Here is an 11,734-nt window from a genome sequence, read left to right on the forward strand (position 1 = left end):
ATTTTTTTATTTCAAATCGGCATTAAGTTTCTCAATATCAAGGTTCTGCAAAAAGGTAAGCAACTGGGGCAGTCTTTTTTCATGATAGCCGTACTCGGTTTTTCTAAATTCATCTATGGCATCTTCCCTTTCCCAATCGCACAAAGCCATGCGGTAGGTGGCCACAATTACCCCTGTTCTATCAGAGCCATAATAGCAGTGAACAAGCAGCGGTTTTGGTGCGGTTTTTATAATTTTTAATGCCGATACCACATCTGCATAGGTCACTTCTGTTGGTTTTATCTCTATATGTTCCAGCCGCAGATTGGAGCTTTTCGAGGTTTTATCTTTCTTATTATTTCGGAGGTTTAAAATGGTTTGAATACCCAGTTTTTCCAATTCTTTAAATCCTTTTTTAGAGGGCTGCTCCGACCGAAAAATAGAATCATTTAGCTGATGCAAATTCTTAAAATGCGTAGAACTTTGGGAAAAAGAGTGAGGTTTGAAGCTCACCAAAAAACCAATCCAAATAATAAAAAGGAATTTCATTGAGGGCGAAGGTAGGGAATATATCAAGCACAAAAGAGATGTTTTTTAACTCCGTCATTCATCGTTTCGATGAAGCTTATTTCTACGTGGGTTTAGTTTTGTAATTAGATAAATTTCCAAAGCAGCGGCAAGATGGTAATGCTCATCAGGAAATCCGATTGTGACAATTGAGGTGAGATTCGACCAATCTTCCGTTGGCATATATTTTCGTTGAGTTGATTTATTATTTTTATCAACCATATAATATCTTTTTAAACGAAAACCTAAGCCATTTCCTTTGTAATTTCGATATCCAGAGCCCAGTGCAGAGCCGACATAAATGATTTCATCATTTTCCAGAAGTGCATAACATCCTCTTTTTTCATGATTAGGCACAGAGTTTACAAACACCCAATGTTTTGACCAATCCGGTAGAACTTCATTTTTACAGTTCCAGTAGGTTTTAAAAAAATCGTCTGTTGCGGAAATTAGATCCTTGTGTTTGCTCATCATTGTTTAAGCAATTCAAGTAGTTTCTCTGTCTCAGCGGCATTTTTTCCTTCGTTTTTGGCCACATTTATGGCACGTTCGGCAACTTCTTTGGCCAATTCCAACTTATTGGTTTTGTACAGCAACCAAGCATACGTATCGATATAATTGTATTTGGGTTCGGCCACAATAACCTTAGCCATCCATTTGGCGGCTCGTTCCAAAAGTGCTTTGTCTGAGCAATTTTCAACCAATTCCCATGCAATATTATTCAGCAAATACCGCTCACCCTCGCTTTGCTCACCAAAACGTTCCTCAACCATAGGAACCAAATGGGCATAATCCTTTGTGTCCTGGTAGTATTGAAATCGTAGATCGGCTTTCAAATCTTCCGACTTGCCCGGTTCGCAATATAAAGGAGCTTTATGTAATATTTCATTAAACAGTGCAGTATCGTTTGCACTTGTAGCTTTGTTCAATTGCATAAATATTAAATCTCTGCCCACCGAATAGACCTCCTCCGTAGCAAACTGTTTGTTATATTCAGGCATTAATGATGTAAAAAGATTTTGCATACTATCGTTTAGCAAAAAACTAAAACGTTGAAAAACACGAAACCCTACTTCGTTCATCACATCATTTTTTGAAAGCCATTTTGTGAGTGTTTTTTCATCCGGATATTTTCGTTTTCCATTTTTTCCATTTGCTTTTAGAAAAAAGTCTGGAAAATCAAGATTCAAATTTGAACTAACGCCTGGGTAGAAGTCGATACCCGATATAGCCCTAGATTTAATAGAATCTAAATTCTGCAAGAATACCGCCGGCTCACAATAGCCAGACCAAATGGCAATGGGTTTGCCCGAAGGGTAAAAGTAACCAATGGTGGGATAGCCGGAAACCCCATATTTCATGGCCACATCCACTCCAATTCCCTTTTCTGCATCTAATTTTAAACCAACAAAATCTTTGTTTAAGGCAGCGAGAACCGTGCTATCTGAAAAGGTGTTTTTATCCATCACTTTGCACCAACCACACCACTCGGTATAAAAATCAACGATCAAAATTTTATTTGATTCTTTGGCCAAATCTCGGGCTTTTTCCCAGTCTTGGTCAATAAAAAAGCTGTGGTTATTTTGAGCTTTTACGCTGATGCCCAGCACCAGCAATAAAATTCCATAGATTGTTTTTTTCATAGGACGAATGTATGAAAATGTTTGAATAATCGATTTCGGTTCGTTCAAGAATTGCGGCTCTCAAAAAAATGGTAATTGCTGATTACATCTCTAAAAGCGTCAACTCTTTTGAAATATTCCGTTTTGCTTGAGTTTCATAGGTTTTGTAAAAAAAGTCGGTCTTATAAATTCTGTCCATTGTCAAAAAATGGTTTAACACTTTTTTACGACCTTTTTTATAGATAAAGTTGGGGTAAATGGCATATTCTTTCCGCACATTTTTAAAATAGTTGGCATAAGTGTCCCAATCTTGTCCCAGCACCGAAAGGTCGGCATCCGTAAAGAAATTTGTGTCATCTTCTTCCGAGAATATATGCGATTTGGTTGCCAAAATTTGTTGTTTGCAGCGTTCTATTTTGTCTCTTGAAACACCAATGTGCGATAGTCGTTTTTCTGCAAGTTCAGCACTTTTTTCTTCGTTATCTGATTTTGTGGCGAGGTATATAGCATCATGGTAAAACAATGTAAACAACACAGTATCCCAATCTTGTATGTCGTTTTTTACTTTGGTCAGTTGTATAAATAAATTTTCGAGGTGCTGCAATGTGTGGTAATGCCTTTTGGGGTTAGCATGTTGCTCCTCCATTTCTGTCCATAATTCATCTATCAGCCCATTGTCGGATGTGTAGTTTTTTAACAGATTTATGAATACGTCCTTTAGCATTGAATTTTTTGTCCAACTTTCTAAGTTGAAATATGGGGTAGGAGGTACGATCTATCATCAACAGTGGACGAGTAGCTGAGCATTAATTTTCTTTTCACATGTAGGTTAATGCCTTGTCAATTAACGATTTTTTCAGTTTAACTATACTATCTATGTCCGTAATGTCAATTTTGTTCCCATCGATATCAATCTTTTGATTAGTCGGAGTAATGTAGAGATCACAAATCTTTTTCTTCAAATTGTCGTCAATCAAGATAGAAAATTTCCCTTTAAAATCACGGTAACCAACGGAATTTGTATCAATTCGTTTATGCTGAGCTAAAATGGTCTTAATGACATGGAATACTTTTAATTCCTCCTCCGTTGTTATAATACCGGAATTTGCTCTAGTCGATTCTTCTAAAATCAATTTGTCAAGTGCGGATTTTATCGATACGGAATTTATTAACTCTCGGATTTGTTTTTCAATATTTTCGGTCATTCGATTCCCATTCATGTGTGCAAAAATTGCCTTTGTAAACTCCTTTGAAGGGTTCGCAAGTTCCTTGAAAAGTGCCTCTTCAAAGCCCTCCATAAAAAATGAATCTTGGGCATTATCAATAATTAGTTTTGTGTCAATAGATGTAGCATAAAATTCAGCTAGTTTTTCAATTTGGCTACCCTCAATGTTCTCCCAACTAAATGAGTAAAATGATGTAGGGTGCAGTCCAGAACCGCCGTTATTGTTTCGACAATAAAAGTCAAATTGGACACCATTTGTGAGTATGCCAATTTTTGAGTCATTCGTGTTATTGAAATATTCATTCAATTGAGCAAGATGTTTATCATTCAATCTTGTATTACATTTTTTTACCTCTATGATGATTTCGGGTTTATTTCTGAACAAAATAGCATAATCGACTTTTTTACCTTTAAGAGTTGCAAAATCAGCGTCAAATTCAGGAACTAAGTTTCCATTTTCAAAACCCCTATTGAATCGAAGTGCTTCAAAAAATGGTTCAACAAGGTACATTCTGGTTTTTGCTTCATTGTCAGAGATTTCAATTGCCTTATTAAGGTCAAAGTTTGACAATGATTTTTTGAGTTCTTTTACAATTTGTTGAATGTTAGCCATATATTTTTCTGTTAACGAACTGAGCGACCAAAATAACAAATTAGTAGTTAGAACAATAGTGAAAAATAAAAATTCTTACGAGCAAATGGGTTCTCCCTCACACCAACCTAGCATCTTTCATCGCCACTTTTCTGTCGGTGCTGGCTGCAAGTTGGTCGTTGTGGGTAACGATGACAAAGGTTTGGCCAAATTCCATTTGCCGTTGGCACTTGATTTTAGGAAAAAATCGAACAGGGTCTTATCCTAACAATTTTTTAATTAATCATAATGACCAATTCACTTTTTTCTCTCTTTTAAATTCAAGAAGTCGTGTATAAACGATTTCCATGCCTTTAACAAGGGCATCTTTCAATTCACTCTATTCTTCTTTATTCATTTTCCAATTCAAATTTATTAATCTTTTGAATTGTCCTATTTTTGGGGAGTATTACAATAATTCCTTTTAAATTACTCAGAGCCTCATCCGACCAAATGAGTTTATAAGTATTTTTCATAAATCTTGCGAGCCGTTTCGTGAGAATGAACCCGCCCTTCTTCGAAATCTTTTAGTCCTCTATTTATTGAATCAATCTCTTCTTTTTTTAGAGAATCCCACCAGTCTTTAGATTTTGAATAATCATCTTTTATTTTAATTAATTTATCAATAATCATTGTGTCATTCAATCTTGAAATCCACTCAATTAAATCTAATTTTTCAGTTTGAACATTCATATCTAATTATTTAAGACAAAATTAATCTATATCAGAATAACGCACTAATCAGAATTTTTGTTTCTGCGAGCTATTGAAAGCATTCTGACTAATGTCAAATTTAAGCATTGCTAATCAATTATTTACAAATTTTTAAATTTCCATTTTTTACTCCATTTCCTTTTATTCGGTAGCACGAGAAATTATTTTCTCTCCAGGAAAAATGGGGCATGGCAGCTAAAGGTGTTAGTATTTTCAAATTTCACCAAAATGTTAAATTGAAGCATTGCTTTTGAATTTTGTAAATACTACCTGTTTTTTACCCCTCACACCAACCTACCATCTTTCATCACCACTTTTCTATCGGTGCTGGCGGCAAGTTGGTCGTTGTGGGTAACAATGACAAAGGTTTGGCCAAATTCGTTTCTTAGGTCGAAAAACAGTTTGTGCAGTTCGTTGGCATTTTCGGTGTCGAGGTTGCCGCTGGGTTCGTCGGCCAATACCACCATGGGGCTGTTCATTAGGGCACGTGCCACTGCCACCCGTTGTTGTTCGCCACCACTCAGGGCATTGGGTTTGTGGCCAAACCGGTGGTTTAAGCCCAAATAATCCAACAATTCTTTGGCTCGTTTCTCGGTTTCGGCTTTTCCCTTTTTACCAATATAGGCCGGAATACAAACATTTTCCAATGCTGTAAACTCGGGCAACAGGTGATGAAACTGAAAAATAAAACCAATGTTTTGATTGCGGAATTCCGCCAGATTTTTGGCGTTCAGTTCGTTTACGGCCACATCGTTAAACAGCACACTGCCCGAGGTTGGTTTGTCTAACGTTCCCATAATTTGCAGCAGGGTGGTTTTTCCGGCTCCTGAGGCTCCCACAATGCTCACCACTTCACCTTTGGCAATTTCTAATTGAATGCCATCCAACACTTTTAGCTGCCCAAAATATTTTTCTATGTTGTTTAATCGAATCACGCTTAAAATGCTCTGTTTATGCCTACAACGTATCTAAATTTGAGGTAGTCATTTTGTTCCTCGGGTATTCGGTTTAAGAAAAATGGAAGATCAACCCGAATGTTGAGTGGTTTGGTGGCGGTCCATTTGTTGTTGAAAAGCAACGCAAAATTGGCTCCAACACCTGCATCCATTCTTAGGTCGCTGTATTGATTATTAGCATTGCCAAGCACACCCAAATCAGTAAACAAATAGGGGTTAATGTTTATTTTTCGTCCTAGTTTTTTCAGTTTTGGGTTGATGTAGTTGCCAAAATCAAGTTCGGCATTAAATGCCAACCCACGGCTACCACTGTAGATATAAAACGAATCCGTTTCGTTGTTGTTGGTGGCCTGCACACCCGAAAATCCTCGAATGTTCAACCCTCCACCTTGATGCAGGTGGTTTCCGTTTCGGCTATATGTCAATGGGTCTTGCGTTAGCCATCCAATGCTTCGGGTATAGCGGCTGTTCATTAAATCGTAGGTGTTTGCTCCGCTTAGCTGCAACATTGCTTCGGGGGCAATGTTTCCGTCCATCATCTGACCAAAAACCCGGGTTTTTAGGTTCATTTTTTTGATGCTTCTATTGTTGAGCAATTCGGCAGACACAGATGAATAAGCATAATCAGTGAATAAAAATGGAGCTTGAGCTTTTATGGTCAGGGTGCCGTTTCCTTTCATTTGCTTTAAATTTCGTGTCAATTTCGCCTCCATCCAGTTGTCCATTCCGGCATTGGCAAATTCCTGATAAATAAGGTATTGAGCATTGGTTCTATCGGCACTGGCCAGCGAGAATCCAACATTGCCTTTGTTCATTAATCTCGAAACACCTACTCGGTGAAATCGCCAACCGTCCACCCAGCGGCTTTCTGCAGCAAAATCAACATTGGGATACAATCTTGTTTGATAATCAATTTGGTAGCTTAACAGGTCTCGATTGTTTCTAACCGAATCATCGGCAATGGCTCCAAGCCCGGTATTATACCAAGAATATGCATTAAATTTGTGTTTGATATAGAAATAATCACCCGAAAATTTTACTCCGGCTTTTACACCATCCACGGCATTCCACCATATATCAGGTCGGTAGCTGAGTCTATAATTTCTGAATGAACTGTATTGAAATTGCATTTTATCGAGTGAAGAATTTACCGGACATTTTTTGCTGTTGTTCAATTGATTTATATCAGCCAATCGGCCACTTGGGTCAATAATCACATCCTTTATTCCGTCGGCTATTTCCACCACGGCTTTGTATTCTTTGTTTATCAAATCCCAACCTTTCCAAGTAGGTAACACCGTGGCTGACGTTTTTTTAACAAAATAGTTGTTGGGTATATGGTAATTGGTTAATGAACCATTTTTTCCAATAACCGTAAAGTCAATGGGCATTTCCATACCTTTTCGTTCAAAGGTTATTTCGTATTTGTTTTCGCCCAACGATTTTACGTTTTTGACTGCATAATCAATGGTTGAAGTATTCTCTATCCATTCATCAAAAAACCAATTTAAGTCCACTTTTGTGTATTGAATGATGGAGGTTCTAAAATCTTCCCAATATGGGTGGCATATTTTCCATTGGTCGAAATAGTTGGCAAAAGCCTCGGCAAACAATTCATCGCCCAAGACATATTGCAGATTGTAGAGCATGGTGGCTGTTTTGTAATAAACCTGGCCATAGCCACCGCCGTGTCGCTCGGCTGAGTTAAAATGGTCGGAATGGATGTTTAGTCGTGCTGAATTTTCATTTATGGCATGGTACATATATCCATAAAAAACGGTTCCGTCGTCGCGGTAGTTGGGCATAGTGTTAACATTGTCGAGTATTTTTTGCGACATGGCTGTCAAAAATTGGGTAAAGCCCTCATCCAACGAAGCCTGATAGGTTTCGTTGTTGCCCACCATACCAAAAAACCAGTTGTGACCAATTTCGTGAGCCAAAAGTCCTTTGTGGCCCGGAAAACTACCACCGTCAAGAGTCAACATCGGATATTCCATGCCATCACGGGCATCAGCAGCAATCATTTTTGGGTAGGCATACATCCCCACTTTTTCGGAATAGGTTTTTACCACATCGGCTACAAATTGAGCCGATTGTTGCCACGTGTGGGCGTGTTCTTCTTGCACAAGTGCAATGCAGCTTATTCCTTTCCACATCACTTCTCCAATGCGGTAGGTTGGGTCGGCTGTAAAGGCAAAATCATGTACGTTTATGGCCATAAAACTCCATGTTTTGGTGGTTCCATTCGGTGTTTCGGCATTGGTAACATCGGCTAATGCAACGGGCTTATCTTTATAGTTTTTTACATCAATTTTATCTCTTAGGCCGTTGGTGTAAACTTCGGTTTTATTCAGCAAATTTCCGGTTGCCTCAACGATGTATTGGTTCGGGAATGTGAGGTTTACTTCATACACACCATAATCGCCGTAAAATTCTTTACCAAGATGTTGGTCGGTGGTCCAACCGAATTTTCGGTCGTAAACCGTGATACGCGGATACCAATGCACGCCATCAAAATGCAAAAAATCCTTGTCATCTTTTCCACCGTGCCGAAAGGTCTTCATTCGTCGGCGAAGGCTTCCGGCATCGTCTTTATCCCAATAGGTAACAAATTCAATATCAAAGGTTAAGCCCTGATTCGGTTCAAGTTTTTTGGCTAAATTGGCCATTAAAATGGTGTTGTCTATGGTATAAGAAACCACGTTTCCGTTTATTTTAAAAGATTTAATAACAGTTCCTTCGCCCAAACCTTCATGATAACCAAATTTTGTTTGAATTTTGTCCTGATTGGTCATGTTGGTTAAGTACGAATTGGGTGTAAACGCATTTTGATACAAATGAAAATAAACTCTGTCTAACGCATCCGGAGAATTGTTCCAATAGGTAAGTCTCAGTTGTCCAGTTACAGATTCCTCCTTGTCATCTATCTGAGCATCAATAACATAATGCACATCCTGCTGCCAATAGCCCTCAAACGGTTTTCGATTTTTCCAATAATATTGGTTTGAAGAACTTTGATATTCAATAAGTTGTCCAGTTTTTTGTTGGCTAAAGCCAAGTGTTGAGAGACAAATAAAAATCAGTACAAATAAATTTTTCATTAACATCCAAGATTAACTCGGACAAAGAAACGGAAAAAAGTTGAGTAGGGGATACTTTGGTTTGTCCGGGGTTTAAACAACCAATTTTCAAATCAACCAAGAAACAAGGTAACTAATCGATTTTTTAATATCCAATATACCGCAAAAACTCCATGCGGGTGGCCTCTTTTTGAAATTGCCCACTAATATCGGCGGTAACGGTTGAAGAATTTACATCTTCAATGCCGCGAGCTGCAACACACATGTGGGCAGCATCAATCACCACTGCCACGTCGTCGGTTTTTAATGTTTCACGAAGTTCTGCCGCAATTTGTCGTGTCAGTCTTTCTTGCACCTGCGGCCTTTTGCAATAATGTTTAACAATTCGGTTGATTTTTGATAGGCCAATTACCTCGCCATTGCTGATATAGGCCACATGGGCTTTGCCATAAATAGGCACCAAATGATGTTCGCACGTACTAAAAACAGCTATGTCTTTTTCAACCAACATCTGGCTGTATTTGTACTTATTTTCAAAAAGTGTTATCTCTGGTTTGTTTTTTGGGTTAAGGCCGGCAAAAATCTCTTTAACGTACATTTTTGCCACTCTGTGAGGAGTTTTTGAAAGGCTGTCGTCCGTCAAATCCATACCAAGCACGTCCAAAATGCCACGAACATGCGTTTCAATTTTGGCAATTTTTTCGTCATCGCTCAACTCAAAAGCATCTTTTCGAAGTGGGGTATTTGTGCAGTCTTTAATCATTTTTTATTCTTCAATGTCAACAAAATTGCGGTCGGTTTCGTAAAGTCTCAGGCCAAGTTTGTATTGTGGGTCGATGGCAGCACGCAGTTTATTAAAAATAACAACGGCAATATTTTCAGCGGTTGGGTTTAAATGTTGAAATTCGGGTATGTCTAAATTCAAGTTTCTGTGGTCGTATCTTTCTACAATTTCCCGATCGACAATTTCTCTTAAAATGCCTAAATCCATGATATATCCGGTTTCGGGGTCAATATCTCCGGTAAGTTTTACTTCCAGCACATAGTTGTGGCCATGATAATTAGGCATATTGCATTTTCCAAAAACCTCCCGATTCCGTTCGTTTGTCCATACAGGATTGTGCAACCTATGAGCCGCATTGAAATGGGTTTTTCTGATAACCGAAATTTTCATTTGTGCAAATGTAGTATTAAACCCGAAAGCCGACATTTAGTTTTATACCTGACAAAATAACATATCCTTATAAGCAATCAAAATGTGGGTATAAGATTATTTGATGACTATTTATAGTGTTGATTTTTAGGAAATTATAATTATTTTTTGATTCTTAACATTCCCATGATACAAACATTCATTGCCAATAAGTCTATATGGTATAGATTTGGTCGCAGAAACAGAAAAAACAACAATGGACATTTCAAAAAAAATAACAAATGAGCAACCCGCACTGAGCAGCTATGCCATGCAGTTGACTAAAAATATAGAAGACGCAAACGACCTTGTGCAAGAAACCCTCTTAAAGGCATTGACCTATCAAACCCGATTTGCAGAAGGCACCAACCTCAAAGGATGGTTATATACCATAATGCGAAACAGTTTTATTAATAATTATCGGCGATTGATGCGTCGAAATACGTTTATTGATACTACTGACAACACCTATTTTTTGGATGCGTCTGACTATGTGACAGAAAATATGGGCGAAACCAAGTTTTTGGCAAAGGATCTTGAAAAAGCCATCGAAACATTACCCGAAGATTTGAAATATACCTTCGAGTTGAATATGGAAGGATTCAAATATCATGAAATAGCCGAGCAATTGGATATACCCATTGGTACTGTAAAAACCCGAATATTTGTGGCAAAACGTCGGTTAAGAAAACTACTAAAAACCTATGCCGAACATTATGGTTTGAAGGATGAATAAATAAAACGGCACGATGTAATTTGTCTTGGGGGAAAAAATTGGTGGTTTTGATTAGCATCGCATAAAGAATTACCATAAAATAACAGTCTCTGTAGGTAGAAAGGCTTTGCAGATGCAACCCGAACAAAAAACCGATAGGTTAAATTCTGCGGCAAACGAATCAACTAATCATCTAATCAACTAATCTACTAATATTGCACATGCAATATTTGGAGATAAACATTCCGGTGTTAGACGAAAAAAAGGAAGTGCTAATGGCCGAACTGGAACTGCTTGGTTTTGAGAGCTTTTGGGACAAAGGTTCGGAAGTGGCAGCATATATCATAGAAGAAAATTTCAACCACAAATTGCTGTATGACAAGCTGGCCAAATATGGTATGGAAAACAGTTTTTCTATCAGCAAAATGGAAAATAAAAACTGGAATGAAGAGTGGGAATCGAACTATGAACCGATCTTGATTGGAAGTCAGGTGTTTGTTAGGTCACCTTTTCATGAGCCAAACTCAGAAGTTAATTATGAAGTCATTATTCAACCACAAATGTCTTTTGGCACGGGGCATCATCAAACTACGCAATTGGTTATTGAAATGATGTTGACAACCGATTTTACTAAAAAAAGTGTGCTTGACATGGGGTCAGGAACGGGAGTGTTGGCTATTTTGGCCGAAAAAATGGGTGCATCGCACGTGGTGGCCATCGACTATGATGAAAATTGTGTTGAAAACGCAGCCGAAAATTTGAAATATAACGGTAGCGAAAACGTTAAAATTCTTCAAGGAAGCCATGAGGCTATTCCTGACCAAGAGTTTGACGTGGTTTTGTCTAATATTACAAAAAATATTAATGTAGGTTTGATACCTTTTTTGGCCAAAGCCACCAAAAAGGGCGGGCAGATTATATTGGCCGGGTTTTTGAATTTTGATTTAGAAGAAATAGATAACATTGTGTGCAGTCATGGGTTTGCCATTGATAGAAACATATCGAAAGGCGATTGGGAGTGCCTGATGTACACAAAAAAGTAAGAGAATAATG

At 38.0% G+C, this 11,734-nt stretch carries 12 protein-coding genes; 2 read left to right on the forward strand and 10 right to left on the reverse strand.

The genetic code is table 11. The features are described 5' to 3' along the window. Nucleotides 1–6: 6 nt before the first annotated feature. The 10 genes from H6607_04290 to H6607_04335 all read right to left on the reverse strand — a co-directional run bounded on the left by H6607_04290 (nt 7) and on the right by H6607_04335 (nt 9,948). Nucleotides 7–528 carry a tyrosine-protein phosphatase gene (locus tag H6607_04290; GenBank protein ID MCB9261572.1) on the reverse strand — a complete coding sequence of 174 codons (522 nt, stop codon included), beginning with the start codon at nt 526–528 and terminating at the stop codon, nt 7–9. 54 nt (nt 529–582) lie between these two features. Beyond that, nucleotides 583–1,020 (reverse strand): hypothetical protein, encoded by a 438-nt coding sequence (locus H6607_04295; GenBank protein MCB9261573.1) that lies wholly within the window; start codon nt 1,018–1,020, stop codon nt 583–585. Further along, nucleotides 1,017–2,189, reverse strand: a complete 1,173-nt coding sequence (locus tag H6607_04300) for a thioredoxin family protein (protein ID MCB9261574.1) — start codon at nt 2,187–2,189, stop codon at nt 1,017–1,019. Before H6607_04300 ends, H6607_04295 begins: the two co-directional genes overlap by 4 nt. An 82-nt stretch (nt 2,190–2,271) precedes the next feature. Continuing rightward, nucleotides 2,272–2,892 (reverse strand): hypothetical protein, encoded by a 621-nt coding sequence (locus H6607_04305; protein MCB9261575.1) that lies wholly within the window; start codon nt 2,890–2,892, stop codon nt 2,272–2,274. 94 nt (nt 2,893–2,986) lie between these two features. Next, on the reverse strand, nt 2,987–4,006 hold the full coding sequence (locus H6607_04310) for a type I restriction enzyme HsdR N-terminal domain-containing protein (protein ID MCB9261576.1): 1,020 nt from the start codon (nt 4,004–4,006) through the stop codon (nt 2,987–2,989). A gap of 477 nt (nt 4,007–4,483) precedes the next feature. Further along, nucleotides 4,484–4,717, reverse strand: a complete 234-nt coding sequence (locus tag H6607_04315) for a hypothetical protein (protein ID MCB9261577.1) — start codon at nt 4,715–4,717, stop codon at nt 4,484–4,486. 305 nt (nt 4,718–5,022) lie between these two features. Next, entirely contained in the window at nt 5,023–5,673 is a 651-nt protein-coding gene (locus H6607_04320; protein ID MCB9261578.1) for an ABC transporter ATP-binding protein, read from the reverse strand. Nucleotides 5,674–5,675: 2 nt separating this feature from the next. Further along, nucleotides 5,676–8,795, reverse strand: a complete 3,120-nt coding sequence (locus H6607_04325) for a M1 family metallopeptidase (GenBank protein ID MCB9261579.1) — start codon at nt 8,793–8,795, stop codon at nt 5,676–5,678. 124 nt (nt 8,796–8,919) lie between these two features. Further along, nucleotides 8,920–9,537, reverse strand: a complete 618-nt coding sequence (folE, locus tag H6607_04330) for a GTP cyclohydrolase I FolE (GenBank protein ID MCB9261580.1) — start codon at nt 9,535–9,537, stop codon at nt 8,920–8,922. Between the two features lie 3 nt (nt 9,538–9,540). Next, on the reverse strand, nt 9,541–9,948 hold the full coding sequence (locus tag H6607_04335) for a 6-carboxytetrahydropterin synthase (GenBank protein MCB9261581.1): 408 nt from the start codon (nt 9,946–9,948) through the stop codon (nt 9,541–9,543). Between the two features lie 235 nt (nt 9,949–10,183). On the opposite strand from H6607_04335, the gene H6607_04340 reads away from it, so the two are divergent. Beyond that, on the forward strand, nt 10,184–10,702 hold the full coding sequence (locus H6607_04340) for a sigma-70 family RNA polymerase sigma factor (protein MCB9261582.1): 519 nt from the start codon (nt 10,184–10,186) through the stop codon (nt 10,700–10,702). Nucleotides 10,703–10,902: 200 nt separating this feature from the next. Next, nucleotides 10,903–11,724 carry a 50S ribosomal protein L11 methyltransferase gene (gene prmA / locus H6607_04345; protein ID MCB9261583.1) on the forward strand — a complete coding sequence of 274 codons (822 nt, stop codon included), beginning with the start codon at nt 10,903–10,905 and terminating at the stop codon, nt 11,722–11,724. The last annotated feature ends 10 nt before the right edge of the window (nt 11,725–11,734 follow it).

It is taken from the genome of Flavobacteriales bacterium (genome assembly GCA_020635395.1).
In the GTDB taxonomy this organism is placed as follows: Bacteria; Bacteroidota; Bacteroidia; order NS11-12g; family UBA9320; genus UBA987.

Bases quoted from the DNA above. Each gene is read 5' to 3' on its own strand.
- H6607_04290 (MCB9261572.1), bottom strand. From the start codon at position 528: ATGAAATTCCTTTTTATTATTTGGATTGGTTTTTTGGTGAGCTTCAAA.
- H6607_04295 (MCB9261573.1), bottom strand. From the start codon at position 1,020: ATGATGAGCAAACACAAGGATCTAATTTCCGCAACAGACGATTTTTTT.
- H6607_04300 (MCB9261574.1), bottom strand. From the start codon at position 2,189: ATGAAAAAAACAATCTATGGAATTTTATTGCTGGTGCTGGGCATCAGC.
- H6607_04305 (MCB9261575.1), bottom strand. From the start codon at position 2,892: ATGCTAAAGGACGTATTCATAAATCTGTTAAAAAACTACACATCCGAC.
- H6607_04310 (MCB9261576.1), bottom strand. From the start codon at position 4,006: ATGGCTAACATTCAACAAATTGTAAAAGAACTCAAAAAATCATTGTCA.
- H6607_04315 (MCB9261577.1), bottom strand. From the start codon at position 4,717: ATGAATGTTCAAACTGAAAAATTAGATTTAATTGAGTGGATTTCAAGA.
- H6607_04325 (MCB9261579.1), bottom strand. From the start codon at position 8,795: ATGAAAAATTTATTTGTACTGATTTTTATTTGTCTCTCAACACTTGGC.
- folE (MCB9261580.1), bottom strand. From the start codon at position 9,537: ATGATTAAAGACTGCACAAATACCCCACTTCGAAAAGATGCTTTTGAG.
- H6607_04335 (MCB9261581.1), bottom strand. From the start codon at position 9,948: ATGAAAATTTCGGTTATCAGAAAAACCCATTTCAATGCGGCTCATAGG.
- H6607_04340 (MCB9261582.1), top strand. From the start codon at position 10,184: ATGGACATTTCAAAAAAAATAACAAATGAGCAACCCGCACTGAGCAGC.
- prmA (MCB9261583.1), top strand. From the start codon at position 10,903: ATGCAATATTTGGAGATAAACATTCCGGTGTTAGACGAAAAAAAGGAA.